The organism is Pseudomonas viridiflava (assembly GCF_003702045.1).
GTDB lineage: Bacteria > Pseudomonadota > Gammaproteobacteria > Pseudomonadales > Pseudomonadaceae > Aquipseudomonas > Aquipseudomonas viridiflava_C.
Genome location: NZ_RBTP01000048.1, coordinates 241,974 through 262,406 on the forward strand (window position 1 = coordinate 241,974; position 20,433 = coordinate 262,406).

17 protein-coding genes and 1 tRNA gene are annotated in these 20,433 nt (G+C 58.9%); 9 read left to right on the forward strand and 9 right to left on the reverse strand.

Annotation, left to right across the window (positions count from 1 at the left end; all coding sequences use genetic code 11):
- The first annotated feature begins 160 nt into the window (after window positions 1–160).
- Complete coding sequence (locus ALP40_RS16240) at window positions 161–475, forward strand: EthD family reductase (RefSeq protein WP_122209237.1); 315 nt, start codon at window positions 161–163, stop codon at window positions 473–475.
- Between the two features lie 3 nt (window positions 476–478).
- Here the strand turns inward: ALP40_RS16240 and ALP40_RS16245 are convergent, their stop codons facing one another.
- Window positions 479–886, reverse strand: coding sequence for a DUF4124 domain-containing protein (locus ALP40_RS16245; RefSeq protein ID WP_122209238.1), 408 nt, complete (start codon window positions 884–886; stop codon window positions 479–481).
- A 150-nt stretch (window positions 887–1,036) separates the two neighbouring features.
- On the opposite strand from ALP40_RS16245, the gene ALP40_RS25585 reads away from it, so the two are divergent.
- Window positions 1,037–1,201, forward strand: a complete 165-nt coding sequence (locus tag ALP40_RS25585; protein ID WP_004880973.1) for a DUF6021 family protein — start codon at window positions 1,037–1,039, stop codon at window positions 1,199–1,201.
- A 58-nt stretch (window positions 1,202–1,259) separates the two neighbouring features.
- Here ALP40_RS25585 and ALP40_RS16250 read toward each other — a convergent pair whose 3' ends face one another.
- Window positions 1,260–1,628: a c-type cytochrome gene (locus ALP40_RS16250; RefSeq protein ID WP_122209239.1), complete on the reverse strand. Its 369-nt coding sequence runs from the start codon at window positions 1,626–1,628 to the stop codon at window positions 1,260–1,262.
- 286 nt (window positions 1,629–1,914) lie between these two features.
- Between ALP40_RS16250 and ALP40_RS16255 the strand changes: the two genes are divergently transcribed.
- On the forward strand, window positions 1,915–2,256 hold the full coding sequence (locus ALP40_RS16255) for a helix-turn-helix domain-containing protein (protein WP_122209240.1): 342 nt from the start codon (window positions 1,915–1,917) through the stop codon (window positions 2,254–2,256).
- Window positions 2,257–2,324: 68 nt separating this feature from the next.
- Here ALP40_RS16255 and ALP40_RS16260 read toward each other — a convergent pair whose 3' ends face one another.
- Complete coding sequence (locus tag ALP40_RS16260) at window positions 2,325–2,768, reverse strand: helix-turn-helix domain-containing protein (protein WP_122209241.1); 444 nt, start codon at window positions 2,766–2,768, stop codon at window positions 2,325–2,327.
- A 46-nt stretch (window positions 2,769–2,814) separates the two neighbouring features.
- Here ALP40_RS16260 and ALP40_RS16265 point away from each other — a divergent pair, with 46 nt between their 5' ends.
- The gene (locus ALP40_RS16265; protein ID WP_122209242.1) at window positions 2,815–3,756 is read left to right on the forward strand and encodes an aromatic alcohol reductase; all 942 of its coding nucleotides are present in this window, start codon (window positions 2,815–2,817) and stop codon (window positions 3,754–3,756) included.
- A 263-nt stretch (window positions 3,757–4,019) separates the two neighbouring features.
- Here the strand turns inward: ALP40_RS16265 and ALP40_RS16270 are convergent.
- Window positions 4,020–4,109 (reverse strand) — tRNA-Ser (locus tag ALP40_RS16270).
- Window positions 4,110–4,308: 199 nt separating this feature from the next.
- Window positions 4,309–5,058 carry a 3-oxoacyl-ACP reductase family protein gene (locus tag ALP40_RS16275; RefSeq protein WP_122209243.1) on the reverse strand — a complete coding sequence of 250 codons (750 nt, stop codon included), beginning with the start codon at window positions 5,056–5,058 and terminating at the stop codon, window positions 4,309–4,311.
- A gap of 165 nt (window positions 5,059–5,223) precedes the next feature.
- Between ALP40_RS16275 and ALP40_RS16280 the strand changes: the two genes are divergently transcribed.
- A complete protein-coding gene (locus ALP40_RS16280) occupies window positions 5,224–5,781 on the forward strand; it encodes a cysteine hydrolase family protein (protein WP_122209244.1) in 558 nt (185 codons plus the stop codon).
- A 54-nt stretch (window positions 5,782–5,835) separates the two neighbouring features.
- Here ALP40_RS16280 and ALP40_RS16285 read toward each other — a convergent pair whose 3' ends face one another.
- The 3 genes from ALP40_RS16285 to mfd all read right to left on the reverse strand — a co-directional run bounded on the left by ALP40_RS16285 (window position 5,836) and on the right by mfd (window position 12,644).
- A complete protein-coding gene (locus tag ALP40_RS16285; protein WP_122209245.1) occupies window positions 5,836–8,580 on the reverse strand; it encodes a DEAD/DEAH box helicase in 2,745 nt (914 codons plus the stop codon).
- Window positions 8,581–8,655: 75 nt separating this feature from the next.
- Complete coding sequence (locus ALP40_RS16290) at window positions 8,656–9,180, reverse strand: CsiV family protein (protein WP_122209246.1); 525 nt, start codon at window positions 9,178–9,180, stop codon at window positions 8,656–8,658.
- 11 nt (window positions 9,181–9,191) lie between these two features.
- Window positions 9,192–12,644 (reverse strand): transcription-repair coupling factor, encoded by a 3,453-nt coding sequence (gene mfd / locus ALP40_RS16295; RefSeq protein WP_122209247.1) that lies wholly within the window; start codon window positions 12,642–12,644, stop codon window positions 9,192–9,194.
- Window positions 12,645–12,833: 189 nt separating this feature from the next.
- On the opposite strand from mfd, the gene ALP40_RS16300 reads away from it, so the two are divergent.
- From ALP40_RS16300 to ALP40_RS16310, 3 genes are all read left to right on the forward strand, one after another.
- On the forward strand, window positions 12,834–14,297 hold the full coding sequence (locus ALP40_RS16300) for a glyceraldehyde-3-phosphate dehydrogenase (RefSeq protein ID WP_122209248.1): 1,464 nt from the start codon (window positions 12,834–12,836) through the stop codon (window positions 14,295–14,297).
- A gap of 179 nt (window positions 14,298–14,476) precedes the next feature.
- Window positions 14,477–15,742: an MFS transporter gene (locus ALP40_RS16305; protein ID WP_122209249.1), complete on the forward strand. Its 1,266-nt coding sequence runs from the start codon at window positions 14,477–14,479 to the stop codon at window positions 15,740–15,742.
- A gap of 129 nt (window positions 15,743–15,871) precedes the next feature.
- A complete protein-coding gene (locus ALP40_RS16310; protein WP_122209250.1) occupies window positions 15,872–17,008 on the forward strand; it encodes a sensor histidine kinase in 1,137 nt (378 codons plus the stop codon).
- Window positions 17,009–17,494: 486 nt separating this feature from the next.
- Here the strand turns inward: ALP40_RS16310 and ALP40_RS16315 are convergent, their stop codons facing one another.
- Complete coding sequence (locus tag ALP40_RS16315) at window positions 17,495–18,787, reverse strand: MFS transporter (RefSeq protein ID WP_122209251.1); 1,293 nt, start codon at window positions 18,785–18,787, stop codon at window positions 17,495–17,497.
- 488 nt (window positions 18,788–19,275) lie between these two features.
- On the opposite strand from ALP40_RS16315, the gene ALP40_RS16320 reads away from it, so the two are divergent.
- Window positions 19,276–20,298: an FAD:protein FMN transferase gene (locus tag ALP40_RS16320; RefSeq protein WP_122209308.1), complete on the forward strand. Its 1,023-nt coding sequence runs from the start codon at window positions 19,276–19,278 to the stop codon at window positions 20,296–20,298.
- Window positions 20,299–20,433 lie beyond the last annotated feature (135 nt).

The window sequence follows — 20,433 nt, forward strand, 5'->3', positions numbered from 1 at the left end:
AATCTGACTGGGCGGCCGGGGGCCATCGAAGGCGGGGTCGGCCAAACGGCGTGATTGTGAGGGAATGGAGAAATGCCTGCCAGTGCTGTCATAACACGTTGCCGCATGTGTTGCGGTCGAAGGACAATGCAATTTCACCTGCCATCTGGAGAACATCGACATGATTAAAGTCAGCGTGCTGTACCCATACGAGGAAGGTGCCCGTTTCGATCACGACTACTACCGTGATCAGCACATGCCACTGGTGCAGTCCTTGATGGGGGAGCACTGCGTACGTTACAGCGTCGACAAGGGGCTGGGCGGTGCGACACCCGGTTCAACGCCTGTGTACCTCGCCATGTGCCACATCTATTGCGAGTCCGTCGAAGCGTTTCAGGCCGGGATGGGGCCGCACCAGGCGCGGATCAATGCCGACATCATCAATTACACGGACCTGACGCCGGTGGTGCAGGTCAGCGAGGTACGTGCCGAGTAAGACTTAACTGCCAGGCACTGCCTTTCTGGAGGAGGCGCCCCCCGAGGGGTCAAAGCACTGGCTGTCGTAATGCGGACTGTGGCATTGCGACGGCACGCTCGGCGGCGGTGGACGGTTTCTCTGGAAGGCTTTGTAGCTGTCTGTTTCGTAAACCGTCACGTGAGCGCGGCCGCTGACTTTCAGGTACTCCGTGGCTTTCAAATTGATCTTGTGTGCGTGATCGACCGGTTCGCCTTTGCTCAACAGGTGGGGTGGGCCGGAGCGCTGCACGGTACTCTGAGCGTTGCCCTCGCATGGGATGGACGCATAGCTCACCTGCCCCTGAGGCGAGGTGCATTTGAAAATGTCGCTGTAAGCCAGCCGGGAAAGCGAGAGCGCGGCGATTGCCAGCGCCATTGAAAGCCTTTTCATCGTGATCCTCCATGAATGGCGCAAGGCTACCAGTCCTGGGTCGCCCCGCAAAGCAGTCATGTGAAGGCCCGTTCGTCAGTCGCATGGCACGGCTGAGCATAACGGCCCTCTGAATAACAGGTTGTACGTTTTAACCCAATGGAGGCGCCTATGACTGGCAACAAGCCAAGCGACAACAGTACCGACAAACCGGATTTCAATACCGAATCACCGGATGCCGGCGATCCGCAAGTCGACCCGGTCAAGCCTGCCAAGACCCCCGCCAAGGAACACGGCACGAAGGACGACTACCCGCCCTACGAATCCGACAAGTAAGTCACAGACACGCAGCACTGACCCCTGAAGTGATTCAGGGGTTTTTCATGTCAGGGCTTTATTTGTTCGCGTCGAGGTATTCCAGTAAATCTTCCATGCGCTGGTCATTGCCCATCCACCACAATTTCATCCGTGTGCCTGGCACCACTTCGCTCGGGTCCTTGATGTATGTGGTGAGTTGTTCCCGGGTCCAGACGATGCCTGAGTTTTTCATCGCGTCGGTGTAGATGTAATCCGGATGCTGACCGGCCTTGCTTCCGATGACGCCATTGAGCGGAGGGCCGAACGCACTGCGTGCACCGGGACCTATTTTGTGGCAACCCGAGCAGAGCCGTGTGAATACCGCTTTTCCGGCCTCTGCATCGCCAGCACTGTATGCGGCCGTATGAGTCGCCAGCGCGAGTAGGAACAACGCCGTTTTTTTCATCGATCTCTCATCACGGGTCTGGACAGCCTGAATTTCAAGAGGTGCATGCTAACGCAGGCGCGTTCAGGCTTAAACCGGCGGGGCGATCAATCTGAGCCTCAAGCGCGGCCGCGTTGCCCCCGGATATTTCCATCCACGGTGAAGCGATGGTTTTGGGGCTACACTGCCGGTTGTATCGCTGAATCAAACAGCACCTCCAGCGTTTATTTCGACCTGCCGCCCGGCCTGACAACCGTGTATCCCTGATCCGCTCCGAAGCTCACTCATTAGCTTGATGGAGGCCAAGATGATATCCAGTCGCGAAGATAGATTCGCAATTCGCCTTAGAGCCGAAAGGAGCCGGTTAGGGTTGTCACAGAAGGATTTCGCAAGAATGGCAGGCGTTCAGGTCAACGCTCAAGGGCACTATGAGCGCGGGGAGCGTACGCCCAGGGCAGACTATCTGGCAGCCCTATCAGCGATGGGGGTTGATGTGGGGTATCTGGTCACGGGCGTTGCGAGATCAATCGAAAACGACAGTCTGTCGGTACGTGAGGGCAATGTCGTGCGTGCGTTCAGAAACCTCGCCGACACTGATCAGGATGTTTTCAGTCTGATTCTTGAAAAGCTTTCGCATACGAAGGGATGATCTGGTGATAGGTAGAGGCACTGGTGCTAGCTCACGCTGGCATTAGAATGCAGCGCATTACTCGGCTTCTACTGAGTGTCGTAACGTTTGCGCGCCTCGTTGAACCCCTCAGACTGTGCAATCACCCACGTCCATAGTGGAATCATCTGCACCAATAGCCCCATTCCCAGTTCGGTCAAAGCGTACTCGACACGCAAGGGCTTCTCGCCAAAATCGTGACGAGAGATAAGCCCGTCGCGTTCCAGCTGACGCAATGTATGAGTGAGCATGCGTTGGGTGACGCCATTCAATCGACGACGCAGCTCTGCGTGGCGCAACGGGCTGGTCACACCCAACGCATTCACAACACCGAGTGACCATCGGTTACCGGAATGACCGAGGATATCGCGCTTGAGCCCATCTTCGTCATTTGAAAGTGCGCGACACGCACTCTGCGAAAGTCGCACGATCTCCTGAGCATCAAGACCGCTCGGTATCACGGATGTACCTACTTTTTGCGCATCAACGTTCATGACAAGCTTCCGGGCCTCAAGTTAAGTACGTCAAAAGAGGCTTACCATGCAGGCTGCTATTTCAAACGTCAAACAACGTATTCTGGTCTTAGGGGCAGGCGAGCTGGGGCTTGCAGTGCTGCAAGGACTGGCCGCCCGCTCAACCGAATCGCGGAGCATTAGCGTGCTGCTGCGCAAAGCCACTGTGCAAAGTTCGTGTAGGGTAAAACAGCAGGAAATAGACACCATCAGAATGCTAGGGGTCGCTATCGAGACAGCCGATATCAGCATTGCCTCCGTGGAAGAGCTTGCTGTAGTGCTCGGACGCTTTGACACGGTGATCAGTTGCGTTGGATTTGCTGCGGGCCGGGGCACTCAGCGTAAGTTGACGGAGGCGGTGCTCACTGCGGGTGTGAAGCGCTATATTCCGTGGCAGTTCGGCGTTGACTACGACTTGATCGGACGTGGTAGCCCTCAAGATCTATTTGACGAGCAAATGGATGTTCGCGACGTGTTGCGCGCTCAATCCCGGACTGAATGGGTCATTATTTCCACCGGCATGTTTACCAGTTTCCTGTTCGATCCGGCTTTCGGAGTCGTTGATCTGGCCGCCGGAAGAGTCAATGCGCTGGGCGGTCTGGAAACCCTGGTGACGGTGACGACACCCGAAGACATAGGGACGCTTACTGCCGCCATCGTGCTGAACAGCCCGTGGCTTACCAATCAGGTCGTATACACCGCCGGTGATACCCTCACTTACGGCGCCCTGGCTGACCTGGTTGAACGAGTCATCGGGCGGATGATCGAGCGTCGAGAGCTTAGCGTGCAGCAGTTGCTGGCAGACCTTGCGGAAAAACCTGACGACAATTTACGAAAATACCGGGCAGTATTTGCTATGGGCCGAGGTGTGGCGTGGGATATGGCGGGGACCTTCAACGCAATACACGATTTACCTGTGACCAGTGCAGAACAATGGGCGCGATCAAGCATTGCATCATGGGGCAGGTAGGGAGACGCACGTTAACTGGCGTGATGGGTGCCCATCGTATGGCAACAGTCGTTCAGTTTCGCTAGCTCGTCCGTTGTGTCGGCAGGCGCGTGAGAACGCGCTTGAGCTAGACATGCGGATGGATCATTTCCGTTCTGCTGCGCAGACCGTATCAGCGGTCTGTGAATCGCTGCTCTGGTCCTGAAAGAGTCCTAACGCAGGCGACCGAAACGAAAAAGCCCCGACTTTAACCAGTAAAGTCGGGGCTTTTCGTGTATCGAATATGGCGGTGAAGGAGGGATTCGAACCCTCGATACAATTTCTTGTATACACACTTTCCAGGCGTGCTCCTTAAGCCACTCGGACACCTCACCGTATCTCGCTGACAACGTTGTGTCTGTCGAGGCGCGCTAATGTAGTCGAAAGCTTTTCGGAACGCAAAACTTTTTTTCAGAATTTTCATGTGCTTAAGCAGAAAATGCGGTCCGCGCGCTGAAAGCTCGGCGCAGACCGGCTGGCTTCGGCCTTCACGAGACGTCCGGGCCAGCCTGGGTCGTTGTTCGACCGTGAAGCTCAGGCGCCGAAGCCGCCATCGATGGTCAGGCTGGCGCCGGTGATATAGCCCGCTTCAGAACCTGCCAGGTAAGCGACGAAGCTGGCGATTTCTTCGCTCTTGCCGTAGCGCGGGATGGCCATCATGCCCTTGAGCGTTTCGGCGAATTCGCCGTGCGCCGGGTTCATGTCGGTATCGACGGGGCCTGGCTGAACGTTGTTGACGGTGATGCCTTGCGGGCCGAGGTCGCGGGCCAGGCCCTTGGTCAGGCCGACCAGCGCCGATTTGCTCATTGCGTAAATCGCCCCGCCCGCGAAGGGCATGCGGTCAGCGTTGGTGCTGCCGATGTTGATGATGCGTCCACCCTCGCTCATGTGGCGAGCGGCTTCCTGGCTTGCGATGAAGACACTGCGTACGTTGATGGCCAGGGTTCTGTCGAAGTCTTCCATGCGGAAATCATTCAGTGACGCGAGGGCGAGTACGCCTGCGTTATTGACCAGAATGTCCAGCCCGCCCAAGGCTTCGGCAGCGGTTTGAATGGCCTGACGGATAGCCTTTTCATCGGCGCTGTCGGCGCGAATGGCGAGTGCGTGACCCCCGTTGGCCGTGATGCTGCCTTGTATTTCCAAAGCCGTTTCTTGCGAACTGACGTAGGTGAAAGCGACCGCTGCGCCTTCTTTGGCCAGACGCTGGACGATGGCCGCGCCAATGCCACGGGAGCCGCCTTGAACGAAGGCGACTTTGCCGGCGAGGTTCAGATGCTGATTCATGATGTTCTCCAGTTGGTTGGGGGCGTTGAAGGGCGTCGGGCGTTCAGCAGCGAGCTGAGTAGACAGCGTAGTCGCAATGAGCTGTCTGGCGACTGATGTAGCGCTGGATCCGAGGGACGGATATGGCTACTGTTGCAGGCCGTGATTTCAAGGACATGAACCTCGATGGACATTCACTCAGGCAGCGCGCTGATCCTGATCGACCTGCAACAAGGCATCAATCACCCCAAGCTGGGTCGGCGCAACAATCCTCAGGCGGAAGATCAGATGTCCGCATTGCTGGCGGCCTGGCGAGACGCTGGGCGTCCGGTGTTCCACGTTCGGCATTTTTCTACGGCGCCTTCCTCGGTGTTCTGGCCCGAGCAGTCCGGTGTGGATTATCAACCCGCGTTCGTGCCGCAAGCGCACGAGCGGGAGTTGAGCAAGCAGGTGCCTGACGCGTTTTGTGGGTCGTTTCTCGAGATGTGGCTGCGTACCGACGGAATCCGGCAGGTGGTCATCGCAGGGGTCGTCACCAATAATTCGGTTGAATCTACAGCGCGCAGTGGCGGCAACCTGGGGTTTGAGGTCATTGTCGCCCACGATGCCTGCTTCACGTTCGATCAGGTGGACTTCTTCGGCACGCCCCGCAGCGCCGAAGAGGTGCATGCCATGTCACTGGCCAACCTGCACGGCGAATACGCGACCGTCCTTTCGACGGCGCAAATTCTGGGTCAGCGTTGAAGGCAGGGATATCCCCTGTCTAACCCGCCAACCGTTCGTGACGTGGCGACCTGTTCACTTGCCGGATTTTTTCGGCACGGCAGGCAGCGGTGCGAACAGGGCCTGCAAGTCTTCGTCACGCAGCTTCCAGTCGCCACTGGTCCTGCCATCCAGAACGCCCGCTGCCAAGGCTGATTTCTCGCGTTGCAGGCGCTGGATTTTTTCTTCCACCGTCCCGCGCGCGATCATCTTGTAAACGAAGACAGGCTTGTCCTGGCCGATCCGGTAAGCGCGGTCGGTGGCCTGGTTTTCGGCTGCCGGGTTCCACCACGGGTCGTAGTGAATCACGGTGTCGGCGGCGGTGAGGTTCAGGCCGGTGCCGCCAGCCTTGAGGCTGATCAGGAAAATCGGCAATTTGCCGCTCTGGAAGTCATGGATCGGCGTGCGCCGGTCACGGGTCGAGCCGGTCAGAAGGGCGTAGGCGATGCCGCGCTGTTTGAGTTCGCCTTCGATCAGGGTCAGCATCGAAGTGAACTGCGAGAACAACAGGATTTTGCGCCCTTCTGCCAGCAGTTCTTCGAACATCTCCATCAAACTGTTGAGTTTGCCGGAAGAGCCCTGCTTGCTGTTGATCGGCATGTCCGGATTGACCAGTCGCAGGTCACAGCACACCTGACGCAGCTTGAGCAGCGCCTCAAGAATGATGATCTGGCTGCGTGCCACGCCCTTGCGGGTAATCTCGTCGCGGACCTTCTTGTCCATCGCCAGGCGCACGGTTTCGTACACGTCGCGCTGGGCGTCGTTGAGGTCGACCCAGTGAATGATTTCAGTCTTGGGCGGCAGTTCGGTCGCGACCTGTTCCTTGGTACGACGCAGCAGGAAAGGTTTGATGCGCGCATTCAGGTGTTGCAGACGATCCTGATTGCCATGCTTCTCGATGGCCGTGCGGTAGTTGCTGTTGAATTCCTTGCTGCTGCCCAGCCAGCCGGGCATCAGAAAGTGGAACAGCGACCACAGTTCGCCCAGGTGGTTTTCCAGTGGCGTACCGCTCAGGCACAAACGCTGGCGCGCGTTGAGGTCGCGGGCCGCCTGTGCGGCCTTGCTGTTGGGGTTCTTGATGTACTGTGCTTCGTCAAGAATCAGCAGGTGGAATGACTGCGTTTTAAGCAGTTCGAGGTCGCGGGGCAGCAAGGCGTAAGTGGTCAGGATCAGGTCGTAGTCTTGAAGGTTGCTCGCGTCCTGATGACGGTTGGCGCCGTACAGCGCCAGCACCTTGAGGTCCGGCGTGAAGTGCTCGGACTCGTCAAGCCAGTTGGGGATCAGGCTGGTGGGCATCACGGCCAGTGCCGGACGATCCAGGCGTCCGGCCTGTTTCTCCATCAGCAGGTGCGCCAGGGTCTGCAGGGTCTTGCCCAGGCCCATGTCGTCCGCCAGCACGCCGCCGACTTCCAGCTCGCGCAACGACTGCATCCAGCTCAGGCCTTCGAGCTGATACGGGCGCAGTGTTGCATTCAGGCCGTCGGGCACGGCAATCGGTGCGTCCTTGATGTTGACCAGACGCTCGGCAAAATGCCGCAACCGATCGCCGCCTTGCCAGGTCAGCGGCAGGTCTTCGAGTTCGGTCAGCCGCGCCGCGTCGGCCTTGCTCATGCGCAGCGCGTTGTTGCCTTCCTGACGCCAGTAGAAGTCACCCAGGGTCGCCAGTACCGGCTTTAGCCGGCCGTAGGGCAGGGCAATCTGCACGGGGCTGCCGCCGCTTTGCGTGAAGTGGTTGAGTTGCACCAGCAGTTGCTCTTCATCACCGCGCTTGGCAACGGCCGTCGGGCTCATCAGTTCGGGATGGCTGCGGATCAGGTTGATCAGGATCGGCAGCAGGCTGAGGCGTTCGCCGTTGACGATGATGCCCAGTTCCAGGTCGAACCAGTCACGTTCGTTCTCTTCGTCGATGACCGCGTACCAGTCCTCCACGGGCGTGACGTCGAAGCCGAACTCATCCTGAATGTCGATCTCCCAGCCTTCCTCGCGCAACTTTGGCAGGTCATCGAGCACGAAATGCAGCCAGGCCTTGTCGTTGGGCAGCTCGTACATGTCACCCGCGCTGTCGGGCAATGCCTTGCTTTGCCGGGTGGCCACTTTGAAGCCCAGATCGGTCAACTGTTGGCGAAGCTGACGTTCCTGCTCGCCCTGACGACGGATGCGCAGGGTTTCGGTTTCGGTGTGCTCGATAATGTCGCTTTTCTGGTTAACCAGATCGCTGCCCAACGAGCTGACCAGAATGCTGACGTTGGTGGTGCCTGTGGCGTAATGCTTGCCATAAGCGAACGCCAGCGCGGCGCGGTGCTGAATGTGCCGCTGCATGCGCCCGTTGCGCGGTTCGTAGGCACTGAATTCGATACTGGCCAGGATCAGCCGCGGCTTGGGTTGCAAGTTGTCGACCAGTCGCTCGGGCAGTTTGGGTTTCTGTTCGATCTGGGGCTGGATCTCGCGCTCGTGGGAGCTCAGCGCGGCCTGCAGCAAGGGCTGGTTCTTCGGATCCTGAAGAAAATACATGGCCGCGACACAATGTTTGCAGTCGTTGCGGACCGGACAGGTGCATTTGCACGTCAGGTAATTGCGGTAGCGATCCGGGTCCTTGAACAGCAGGGTCTGGGTGTAGATTTCCAGCCCCGAGCCTCGGCAGGCGGTGCGAATGATCTGCGGGCTGGAGTCTTCCAGCACGATGCGTTTCTGCAGGGCATAGTCGCGCCCGCGCTCAAGCGTTCGATCAGTGAACAGGTCTGTCCAGGCCGAGGCGAGGACTTTTTCGAGAATGGACGACAAGTTAAAAAAAGCCCTACGCCGCAGCGATGCTCAAAAAGAAAGGGAGCACGCCTGTGCTCCTTGAATACATAACGATCAAAGCGCAGAGACTTTGATCAGCAGCGCCAGATTGCCGTTGTCCAGGTAATTCAGCCCGCCGTTCTTGACCCTGGCGGTCTGCTTAAGGCGCTCGCTGCTGACCACCACGCCATGTGCATCCAGCTGGTTGATCCAGAATTGTGCATCGATATCGGTAAAGCGATCCATCGCCAGGCTAACGGTGCCCTCAATCGGGAAATGGCCAAGCTGTTCTTTGCCGCCGGTAACGGCGACTTTACCGGGCTCGGTGCCAATGGTCTGCTGCCAGGCGCGCTGCATCAGCACTTCATAATTGCCACTGCCTTGCAATTTGGTCACCAGGTCCGTGAGGGCCGGGCTGCGTTCATCGCTTGCGCCTATTTTCTGTGCGCCAGCGTCCCAGTCTTCCGGAGCAAGTTGGGGTGTGGCGGCCGGCTCTCCGCTCTGGCGGAACAGAATCACCTCCACCTGATAGGTGCCCTCGGCAAACGCTGTCGGGGCAACCAGCGCCAGCAGCAGGGTCAATGAACGAAACAGACGCATGGATGAATCCTTCAAGCAGTTGTCGGGGTCAGGCGCTCAAGCAGCGCTTCGATCGTGTTGAAACGCTCATCTGGGCGTTCCATCGGCACCATGAATTTGAACAGCGTGGCGCCTTCGAACTTGTAGCGGTTGGGCTGGCTCTGGATCAGCTTGATCAGGGTCAACGGATCGACCGGGGTCTCGGCCGCAAATTCGATGCGCCCACCTTGCGGCCCTGCGTCGATTTTGCGGATACCCAACTGTTCGGCACGCAGTTTGAGTTGAGTGATCCGTACCAGCGCCTTGGTCGGCTCCGGCAGGAGGCCGAAGCGGTCGATCATCTCGACCTGCAAATCCTTCAATCCTTCTTCGTCGGCGGCATTGGCAATGCGCTTGTAGAGGATCAGGCGCGTGTGGACATCCGGCAAGTAGGCCTCGGGAATCAACGCAGGCACGCGCAGGTTGATTTCCGGCCCGCCTCCCAATGGCTGATCGAGGTTGGGCTGTTCGCCCTTGCGAATCGACTTCACCGCACGTTCGAGCATTTCCATGTACAGCGTGAAACCCACAGCCTGAATCTGGCCGCTCTGGCCGTCACCCAGCAATTCGCCCGCGCCACGGATTTCCAGGTCGTTGGTGGCAAGCACGAAGCCTGCGCCCAGGTCCTGAGTATTGGCGATGGCCTCCAGACGCTTTTCGGCATCGCGCGTGACCTGCTTGCGCGGTGGTGTCAGCAAATAGGCATACGCCTGATGGTGACTGCGCCCGACGCGGCCGCGCAACTGGTGCAGCTGTGCCAGACCGAATTTGTCGGCACGTTCGATGATGATGGTGTTGGCGCTCGGTACGTCGATGCCGGTTTCGATGATGGTCGAGGCGATCAGCACGTTGAAACGCTTGTGGTAGAAGTCGCTCATCACCTGTTCGAGTTCGCGCTCGCGCATCTGACCGTGGCCGATGCCGATACGGGCCTCGGGCACCAGTTCGGCGAGGTCGGCGGCGCATTTTTCGATGGTTTTGACGTCGTTATGCAGGTAATACACCTGCCCGCCGCGCAGCAACTCACGCAGCAGCGCTTCCTTGATCGTGGGGTTGTTCTGCTCCATGACGAAGGTGCGCACCGACAGCCTGCGCGCCGGTGGCGTGGCAATGATCGACAGGTCGCGCATGCCCGACACCGCCATGTTCAGCGTGCGGGGAATCGGGGTGGCGGTCAGGGTCAGAATGTCGACTTCGCTGCGCAGCGCTTTGAGCTGTTCTTTCTGACGCACACCGAAGCGGTGCTCTTCGTCGATGATGACCAGCCCCAGGTTCTTGATCTTCACGTCGTCCTGCAGCAGTTTGTGTGTGCCGATGACGATGTCGATCTTGCCTTCGGCCAGATCGGCGACGGCAGCGTTGACTTCCTTGGCCGACTTGAAGCGGCTCATGACTTCGACGGTCACTGGCCAGTCGGCAAAGCGATCACGGAAACTGTTGTAGTGCTGCTGGGCGAGCAGGGTGGTGGGCACCAGAATCGCGACCTGACGTCCGCCATGCACGGCAATGAACGCGGCGCGCATGGCCACTTCGGTCTTGCCGAAGCCCACATCGCCGCAGACCAGACGATCCATTGGCTTGGGCGCGAGCATGTCGGCGCGTACAGCCTCGATGGTGGTCTGCTGATCCGGCGTCTCTTCGAACGGGAAACCTGCGCTGAAGGTTGCGTAGTCGGCTTTCGGGTCGGCGAACGCATAGCCCTCGCGGGCAGCGCGTCGGGCGTAGATGTCCAGCAGTTCGGCCGCCACATCGCGCACCTGTTCGGCAGCTTTGCGCTTGGCTTTCTGCCAGGTTTCCGAACCCAGTCGATGCAGCGGCGCCATTTCGTCATCGCTGCCGGTGTAGCGGGCGATCAGGTGCAGGTTGGCGACCGGCACGTACAGCTTGGCGTCCTCGGCGTACGCCAGCATCAGAAATTCAGCGACCTGGTTTTCAACTTCCAGCGTGGCCAGGCCCAGGTAGCGTCCGACACCGTGGTCGATGTGTACCACCGGTGCGCCTTCGCGCAGCTCGGTCAGGTTCTTGATGACCGCGTCGTTGTTGCCGCCATCGGTGCGTTTCTCGCGACGACGGCGCTGCATGACACGCTGACCGAAGAGCGGACTTTCGGCCACCAGCGCCAGGGCCGGGTCTTCCAGCAGCAATCCTTCGTCCAGTGGGGCGATGGTGATCGCCAGCCGGTCCTTGCCTTCTACGAAATCAAGCCAGCTGTCGACCGTCTTCGGACGCAGCTTGAGGCGTTCGAGCAGTTCCAGCAGCACTTCCCGGCGTCCGGCCGATTCGGCGGTGAAGAGTACGCGTCCGGGGAATGTATCCAGGAACGTCGACAGCGCTGCGAGCGGCTGGGTGGCTTTGGCTTCGATGGCAAGGTCCGGCAGGCTCTGCGCTGGGAAGCGCGAACGTTCGCCGCCCGCCTCGATGTCCTGCTGGCTGGCAACTACTCGGGGCCAGTTTTTCAGGCGCGCGAAGCAGTCTTCGACCGGCAGGAACAATTCGGCTGGTGGCAGCAAGGGACGAGACGGATCAACGCGGCGTTCTTCGTAACGGTTGCGCACGTCTTTCCAGAAGTTTTCCGCTGCCTGCTCAATGCCCGGCAACGAGAACACTTGCGTGTCCTGCGGCAGGTAATCGAACAGGGTCGAGGTTTCTTCGAAGAACAGCGGGATGTAGTACTCGATACCGGCCGGTGTGATACCGCTGCTCAGGTCCTGAAAGATCGGGCTGCGACGGAAGTCCACGTCGAAGCGTTCACGAAAGCGTGCCTTGAAACGGGTGACTTCTTCTTTCTTCAGCGGGAATTCGCGTGCGGGCAACAGACGCACCGACTCCACTTTCTCGATGGAGCGCTGCGTGTCCGGGTCGAACGTGCGCAGGGTTTCGATCTCGTCGTCGAACAGGTCGATGCGGTAAGGCACCTTGCTGCCCATCGGGAACAGGTCGATCAGCGCGCCGCGCACGGTGAACTCGCCATGCTCATACACCGTGTCTACATAGCGATAGCCGCTGGCTTCCAGGCGGGTGCGCATGGCTTCTACGTCGAGCTTCTGGCCGACATCAAGCACCAGGCTGCTGCCCAGCAGGAATTTGGTCGGCGCCAACCTGTGTAGGGCTGTGGTGATCGGGACTACCAAAACGCCATGCTCCAGTTCCGGCAGGCGATACAGGCTGGCGATACGCTGGGAAATGATGTCCTGGTGCGGCGAGAACAGATCGTAGGGCAGGGTTTCCCAGTCCGGGAAGTGCAGAACCGGCAGCGTGGGCGCGAAGAACTTCAACTCCTGTTCCAGTCGCTCGGCACTTTGGCTGTCGGCGGTCAGGAGCAGGGTAAAGCGCTTGGCGGCGCTGGCAGCCTCGGCGATTGCCAGGCTCAGTGCGGCACCGGGAAGATTGCCCCAGTGGTGTTTGCCTGCAGCGGCAGAGAGAAGCGGTAGACGCAGAACTGGCACGGAAGGTCAGGCTCCAGGCGTTGCGACAGGGGCGGCGATTGTAGCGGGGGAAGGTGGTGGCTGTCAGTTTTCCAGCGTAATACCTCGTATTTACGGGCCGAAATTATGTAGTGCGCAACGATCTGACAGTCGCGCATTGCTCATAAACACTGGCTTGGTCATAATGTAGCCCCTTTTTTCAGCCCCTACATGTGGAAGGTTCCCGTGACTCAGAAGCCCGACCAGTGTCTTGGTGAATGGATCGATCGTGAAGCCCTCGCCGAGGCGATGATCCCGCTTATCGGTCAGCTCTACCGCAATAACAATGTGGTGAGTTCGATCTATGGCCGCAGCCTGATCAACCGTTCAGTGATCGCGATTCTCAAAGCTCACCGCTTTGCGCGTCATCGTCAATCCGATGCGAGTGAGTTGTCCGTACACGAGACGTTCCCGCTCATCAAGGCGATGAGCGAGCTTAAGCTGGGCGCCGCTTCGGTGGACCTGGGCAAGCTGGCAGTCAAGTTCAAGACCGAAGGCAACGGTCGCACGCCTGAGCAGTTCGTGCGTGACGAACTGGCCAGCGTCGTGGGTCAGCAGAACACCAACCCGCGCAAGGGCACCGATGTCGTGCTGTACGGTTTTGGTCGCATCGGCCGCCTGCTGGCGCGCATCCTGATCGAGAAAACCGGTGGTGGCGACGGCCTGCGTCTGCGTGCCATCGTGGTCCGCAAAGGTGCGGAAAACGATCTGGTCAAGCGTGCCAGCCTGTTGCGTCGCGATTCGGTGCACGGTCCGTTCGACGGCACCATCACCATCGATGAAGCCAACAGCACCATCACCGCCAACGGTAACCTGATCCAGGTGATCTACGCCAAGAACCCGACCGAGGTGGATTACACCCAATACGGGATCAAGGACGCTCTGCTGGTGGACAACACCGGCGTATGGCGTGACGCCGACGGTCTGGGTCAGCACCTGTCCTGCCCAGGCATCGACCGCGTCGTGCTGACGGCTCCGGGCAAAGGCAAGCTGAAAAACATCGTTCATGGCATCAATCACGGCGAAATCACCGCCGACGATAAGATCGTCTCTGCGGCTTCCTGCACCACCAACGCCATCGTGCCGGTGCTCAAGGCAGTCAACGACAAGTTCGGTATCGTTAACGGTCACGTCGAAACGGTTCACTCGTACACCAACGACCAGAACCTCATCGACAACTTCCACAAGGGCGACCGTCGTGGTCGCAGCGCTGCGCTGAACATGGTCATCACCGAAACCGGTGCTGCCACGGCGGCTGCCAAGGCACTGCCTGAGCTGGCCGGCAAGCTGACCGGCAACGCGATTCGCGTTCCAACGCCTAACGTGTCGATGGCCATTCTCAACCTGAACCTTGATAAGCAGACCACTCGTGAAGAAATGAACGAGTACCTGCGCTACATGGCGCTGCACTCGGACCTGCACAAGCAGATCGATTTTGTGAACTCGCAGGAAGTGGTGTCCACTGACTTCGTCGGTTCGCGTCATGCCGGTGTGGTGGATGCCGAGGCAACCATCGTCAACGACAACCGCGTTGTCCTGTACGTCTGGTACGACAACGAGTTCGGCTACAGCCATCAGGTTGTGCGTGTGATGGAAGACATGGCGGACGTCAATCCGCCGGCATTCCCGCAGTAAGCACGCGGTGACATACGCTGCCCGGCGAGTCCGGGTGGTGTGTGGCGAAGGGCCGGATCCTGTGCAGACAGGGTCCGGCTTTTTTGTGTATTGGTTGCCGCTGCGGATCGTGGGTCTATCGACGCCCGCGGCGTTGAGCAGGCAGCCGCGCAGACAATGACGCAGGGAAGGATGTTTTGATGAGCAATGGTACGGTCATGGATGGCCCGCAAAAGCAGCTTAAGAGCAGCTTCTTTTTTCTGTTCCTGACGATATTCATCCCGTTCGGTCTGGGGCATTTCGTTTCTTACCTGTTTCGCACGGTCAATGCGGTGATCTACGTGGACCTGCAGGCTGACCTGAGCCTGCCCGCCAGCAGTCTGGGCCTGTTGACTGGCGTGTACTTCCTGACCTTCGCTGCGGCCCAGATTCCTCTGGGTGTCATGCTGGACCGTTACGGCCCGCGTAGTGTGCAGGCGCCGATGCTGTTGCTGGCCGTCGCGGGGGCAGGGGTGTTCGGTCTTTCCAGCACTGAAGCGGGCCTGCTGATCGGGCGCGGGTTGATCGGCCTTGGGGTGGCGGGTTCGTTGATGAGTGCCATCAAGGCCTGCGCGATCTGGCTGCCGGTCGAGCGCTTGCCGCTGAGCACGGCCTGCCTGCTGTCGATTGGCGGGTTGGGCGCGATGGCGTCCACGACGCCTTTGCACCTGCTGCTCGACTGGGTCACGTGGCGCGAGGCGTTTTTGATCCTGGCGGTGCTGACGCTGTGCGTTGCCGGCATCATTCACCTCAGTGTGCCCAAGGCGTACGAGGCCAAACCCACGCGCTACACCGACCTGTTTGCCGCCGTTGGCAGGCTGTACGCCTCTTGGACATTCTGGCGTCTAGCGCTCTACTCGGTATTTGCGCATGCCGTCTACATGTCGGTGTTGTCGCTGTGGATGGGGCCGTGGCTGCATGACATGGCCGGGTTGAGCGAGTCAGGCATGGCCCGTGTGCTGTTGTTCAGCGCAGTGGCGATGACGGCGGGCTCTTTAGTATTCGGTGCCGTGACCGATTACCTGCGGCGGTTCGGCGTGCAACCGATCATGGTTTGCGGCTCCGGCATGGCGATCTTTCTCGGCTTCCAATGGCTCATGATCAGCGGTCTGCCGGTATCGCCTTATCTGATTGCAATGGGTTTCAGCTTCTTCGGCACCTCCACGACCATGAATTACGCCATTGTCGCGCAATCGGTTTCGCCCGAACTCGCGGGGCGGGTGAGTTCGTCATTCAATCTGGTGGTGTTCGCACTTGCCTTCCTCCTGCAATGGCTGATGGGCGCGGTATTGAATCTCTGGCCAGCCGCGAACGACGCCGCCCACCCGGTCCCGGCCTATCAATGGGCGCTGGGGTTGTTGATCGCGCTGCAGGTCCCGGGTTTGCTGCTCTGGATGAGTTTCAGACCCTGGAAGCTCAAGGTGTGAACAGATGAACAATTGAATCGCCGATTCGAATCTAATTCACCGGGCTGCTTGCGTTACCTGTAGCCTCGCGTCGAGTTATTTCCTTGACCGCTCAGCGCTTTGAAAAGCAGTCCCTTTGGAGTAGACAGCATGCGGTTGGCTGATTTCATTGTTCAGAACATCGAACCTATCCTGCAACAATGGGAAAATTTCGCGAAAACCATGACCCCTGCGGCGAACGGCATGGACAGTGCGGCACTTCGGGACCACGCCGAGCAAATGCTGCTCACGATTGCAACCGATCTGCGAACGACCCAGACCCACACCGCAAGAATTTCGAAATCTCATGGCGAGGCGCCCGATTCCCTTGAGCGCACCGCGGCTGAAACCCATGCCGATACCCGTCAGACGTCGGGTTTCACGATCGGTCAGATGATTGCCGAGTACAGGGCCTTGCGCACCAGCGTCCTGGTGCTCTGGATGCCGCCTGAGGATGTGACGAGAGACGAGGAAATTTCCGACATCATTCGCTTCAACGAGGCGATCGATCAGGCGCTTGCCGAATCGGTAGTGACCTATACGCAAGCGGTCGACGCCGCACGCAACGTGTTCCTCGGAATTCTTGGTCATGACCTGAGAAGTCCATTGGGGGCCATTTCGTTAAGTGCCGAGGTGCTCTTGAAGGCGGGTGACCTTCCTCCAAAAGCGGTCAAGAACGTGTCGCGTATCTTTACCAGCGTGAAACGCTCGGTCAGCATCGTTGGCGATCTGCTGGATTTCACGCGCACCCAGCTAGGTTCGGGCATCCCCGTGCGCAAGGAGATCGATGACCTGGCTCAGGCATGCGAGGCGATGGTCGAGGAGGCGCGTGCCTATGACCCTGACCGCAACATCGTCTTGCTGTCAGAGGCTCGACTGGTGGCAAGCTTTGATCGCTCCCGTATGGAACAGGTGATTTCCAACCTGATAGGCAATGCGATCAAGCATGGCAGCGCCGGCAAGACGGTGACCGTGACATTGACCGATGAGCAGGGGATTGCCTGTTTGTCTGTTCACAACCAAGGCGCTCCAATCGAGGAGTGTGCTAAAGCCAGTCTTTTCAGCCCAATGGTTCGACACTTGAGTGATGGCACCGTGGAGTACGGCGCTGGGGCAGGGCTAGGGCTTGGGTTGTACATCGCATCGGCGATCGTCAGTGCTCATGGAGGCAGTATTGAGGTTGATTCCGTCGCGGGTCACGGAACCACTTTTACCGTCAAGATGCCTTTAAATCTCGCCACTGCGTGATTGTGCTTCCCGTAGCACGCTGACTGAACGCACCGTCGGTCAGTTGGCTCGACATATTTAGAAACTTGCTACTGCGCCGTTACTCACAGCTATAAGACTGAGAGATTGGAGGGGTGGGTGATGATCGACGATCTCATCAAGTGGAACAGCCGCTGGCGGCTGACCAGGCACGTGGTGTCTTGCAGAGTGTGTCTGTCCAGGCAGGCAGAATCGGACCGTGGGTCAGCATTTTCGCATCTGACAGGCTGTTGGTGCGAGCATGAAAAGTCCGACCCTTGGGACGAGCTGGACAAGGCCTGCCGAAAGACAACTGTATGGAATGCCCACCCCATCGCAGGCTCCCCGGCGGTTCACGCACGTTAATTGACAAGCGTACCGACGATACATTTTGTGGCAATTGCCGCTGTGATAACCGCGATCACCATACACTAAAAAACCCCAGCCTGAGCGATGTCAGGCTGGGGTTTTTTGGGTTGTGGCGATCAATCAGGCCGTGGCAGCGGTACCAGGTGCCTCAAGCTTCTGGCCACCCTTGCGGAACAGTACCAGTGTTGCGATCAGGCCCAGTACGGCAGCTCCGGTCAGCCAGATGCCAGGCGCGGCCTTGTTGCCCAGCGCGTGGATCAGGTAGGTACAAGCCGCTGGCGTGAAACCGCCGAACGTTGCGGTGGCCAGGCTATAGGCCAGCGAGAACCCGGTGGTGCGAACTTCGACCGGCATGATCTCCGTCAGCGCCACGACCATCGCACCGTTGTAGGAGCCGTACAGGAACGAGAACCACAGCTCGACCATCAACAAATGGCTGAAGCTTGGGTGCTCTACCAGCCACGACAGGGCAGGGTAGGCGGTGGCAATGGCCAGGACGGTGGCGGCGATCAACAACGGTTTGCGCCCGATGCGGTCCGAAAACGAGCCCATGATCGGCAGCCAGATGAAGTTGGACACACCGACACAGACGGTGACCAGCAGGCTTTCCAGGTCCGTCAGGTTCAGCTCGTTCTTACCGAAGGTCGGCGTGTAGGCGGTGATGAGGTAGAACGACACTGTGGTCATGACCACGAGCGCCATGCCGCCCAGTACCAGGCCGAAGTTCTGGCCGATGGAGCGCACCACTTCACGTAGCGTCGGGCGATGCGTGCGGGCTTCGAACTCTGGGGACTCCTCCAGCGAGCGGCGAATGATGAAGATCGCCGGGACAATCATGCAGCCGACCAGGAACGGAACGCGCCAGCCCCAGTCCGTCATCTGCTCGGCACTGAGCCAGTGATTCAGACCTACACCCAGCAGGCCGGCAAATACCACTGCGGCTTGTTGGCTCGCAGACTGCCAGCTGACGAAAAAGCCTTTGCGCCCGGGCGTCGAAATTTCAGCCAGATAGACCGAAACGCCGCCCAGCTCCACGCCTGCGGAGAAACCTTGCAGCAGGCGGCCCAGCAATACCAGCAAGGGAGCAGCAACACCCAGGGTGGCGTAACCCGGCACGCACGCGATCAGTAATGTGCCCATCGCCATCATGGCCAGCGTCACGATCAAACCTTTGCGACGGCCATGTCGGTCGATGTAGGCACCCAGAAAGATGGCGCCCAGTGGGCGCATCAAAAAGCCTGCGCCAAATGTCGCCAGCGACAGCATCAACGAGGCGAATGCACTGTCGGAGGGAAAGAAGGCTTTGGCAATGGCCGTGGCGTAAAAGCCGTAGACCATAAAATCGAACATCTCGAGGAAGTTACCGCTGACAACGCGAAAGATCGCCTTGCCCTTACTGGTTGTGGAGGCCATTTAGTACTCGCTCAGGCTCGTCGGCTTGAAGTTCGTTGTCGTTATTCGCGTGTGCGCCGGCTCTTGGGCTCGGCATACCTACGCGCTTTTGTAACAGTATGTGTTACACCGCTCAAAAACAACCGTTTCGGCATTTTGCTGAATGCGTACAGGCTCTTGACAAACGCGAATAGAGAAAAATTGTCTACCGGATGGTTTGTATTGGCGTCGTTATTCCCGTAACGATGTCTCATGCCAGAGGCACGCGTTGCCTCATCGTGGAACCTTAAATCGATGGGGAGCCACTCATCGGTTTCTCCAATAGCCAGGATGGCAGAATGGACTGTTACCGCTTATCTGAAAGGACCCGGTTTTATAGTCTCGGGCATAACGTTGCACTGGCTGACCGACAACGCGATGGAGCGTGTGCTGGCAGGTCGGCGCGACGTCACACGTCTTGTTCGACGCGAGCGCACACGGCACTTTTGATGGTTTTGACCTTGCGGGATATGAGTTTGGGTTGGTTAGGAAGGGTTGCAGGGTATCTGGGGCTGGTGGTGTGTAGTGGGTGCGGCCAGGAGCGCAGCCTCGAAAGTTTTGGCGGGCCGACCATGGGCAGCCACTACTCGGTGGTTTATGCGCACGAGGCGGGTCAGCCCGGGAGTGAGGTTCTGCATCGGGAAGTCGATGCCGTCTTGGGCGAGCTTGATCAGCAGATGTCCCTGTGGCGGACCGATTCGGACATTGCGCAATTCAACAGCTTGCCTGCCAACAGTTGCCAGACCGTCCCCGCTCCGATTCTGGAACTGGTTCGCCTCGGCGATTATCTGGCCCGCGAGAGCAACGGCGCCTTTGATGTGACGGTCGAGCCCTTGATGGAGTTGTGGGGGTTCAGTCCGGACAGCGTGCCCAGGGAGCCGCCAACACGCAGGGAGTTGGAAGGCGTTCGCGCCCAGGTCGGTTACCAAGCCTTGCGCATTGATGGCCAGCGGTTGTGCAAGACCGCCGATGTGCGTGTGGATCTGAACAGCATTGCGGCGGGTTACGCCGTGGACCGTATTGGGGAGCGCCTGGAAGCGCTGGGCTTGCGCGATTACCTGGTGCAGGTCAACGGTGAGCTAAAGACCCGCGGCCGCAAGCCCGACGGTTCTCCCTGGCGAGTGACGCTGGAGCTGCCGCATAACGAACACCAGGCGCAGCAAAAGGTTTTTGCGTTGCGCAACAACAGTGTTTCCACTTCAGACGACCACTCACCCGTTTTCGGCGGTGCGCGTCATCAAGGCTCCCGCACACTGGACGCCGTGAGTGGCACGCCCGTCAACCACGGGCTGGTGTCGGTGACCGTCATTCATCCCTCTGCCTTGATGGCTGATGGTCTATCTTCTTTACTGTTGATTCTGGGGCCGGAGCGTGGCTGGAATTACGCGCAAGCGCATAAAATTGCTGCTTTTTTTGTGATTCGCGCCGATAACCGCTTTATCATTCGCTCCAACGCATCGTTCGATCTTCTGTCAATGGAGAGGCCGTTGTAAGTGCAGCGCACTTGCAGGGTTGTGCCATTCAGACAAAAGTGGCCTTCGACGCGACCAAGGGTTAATGTTCCCCGCCTCGACGAGGCGTTAGAATACGTCGCGTGATTTAGCCGGAGATGCCAGAGTGGCGCCTCG

What these genes read in the sequence shown, in the direction of transcription:
- ALP40_RS16240 (WP_122209237.1), top strand. Translation starts at nt 161, where the DNA reads ATGATTAAAGTCAGCGTGCTGTACCCATACGAGGAAGGTGCCCGTTTC.
- ALP40_RS16245 (WP_122209238.1), bottom strand. Translation starts at nt 886, where the DNA reads ATGAAAAGGCTTTCAATGGCGCTGGCAATCGCCGCGCTCTCGCTTTCC.
- ALP40_RS25585 (WP_004880973.1), top strand. Translation starts at nt 1,037, where the DNA reads ATGACTGGCAACAAGCCAAGCGACAACAGTACCGACAAACCGGATTTC.
- ALP40_RS16250 (WP_122209239.1), bottom strand. Translation starts at nt 1,628, where the DNA reads ATGAAAAAAACGGCGTTGTTCCTACTCGCGCTGGCGACTCATACGGCC.
- ALP40_RS16255 (WP_122209240.1), top strand. Translation starts at nt 1,915, where the DNA reads ATGATATCCAGTCGCGAAGATAGATTCGCAATTCGCCTTAGAGCCGAA.
- ALP40_RS16260 (WP_122209241.1), bottom strand. Translation starts at nt 2,768, where the DNA reads ATGAACGTTGATGCGCAAAAAGTAGGTACATCCGTGATACCGAGCGGT.
- ALP40_RS16265 (WP_122209242.1), top strand. Translation starts at nt 2,815, where the DNA reads ATGCAGGCTGCTATTTCAAACGTCAAACAACGTATTCTGGTCTTAGGG.
- ALP40_RS16275 (WP_122209243.1), bottom strand. Translation starts at nt 5,058, where the DNA reads ATGAATCAGCATCTGAACCTCGCCGGCAAAGTCGCCTTCGTTCAAGGC.
- ALP40_RS16280 (WP_122209244.1), top strand. Translation starts at nt 5,224, where the DNA reads ATGGACATTCACTCAGGCAGCGCGCTGATCCTGATCGACCTGCAACAA.
- ALP40_RS16290 (WP_122209246.1), bottom strand. Translation starts at nt 9,180, where the DNA reads ATGCGTCTGTTTCGTTCATTGACCCTGCTGCTGGCGCTGGTTGCCCCG.
- ALP40_RS16300 (WP_122209248.1), top strand. Translation starts at nt 12,834, where the DNA reads ATGTGGAAGGTTCCCGTGACTCAGAAGCCCGACCAGTGTCTTGGTGAA.
- ALP40_RS16305 (WP_122209249.1), top strand. Translation starts at nt 14,477, where the DNA reads ATGAGCAATGGTACGGTCATGGATGGCCCGCAAAAGCAGCTTAAGAGC.
- ALP40_RS16310 (WP_122209250.1), top strand. Translation starts at nt 15,872, where the DNA reads ATGCGGTTGGCTGATTTCATTGTTCAGAACATCGAACCTATCCTGCAA.
- ALP40_RS16315 (WP_122209251.1), bottom strand. Translation starts at nt 18,787, where the DNA reads ATGGCCTCCACAACCAGTAAGGGCAAGGCGATCTTTCGCGTTGTCAGC.
- ALP40_RS16320 (WP_122209308.1), top strand. Translation starts at nt 19,276, where the DNA reads ATGAGTTTGGGTTGGTTAGGAAGGGTTGCAGGGTATCTGGGGCTGGTG.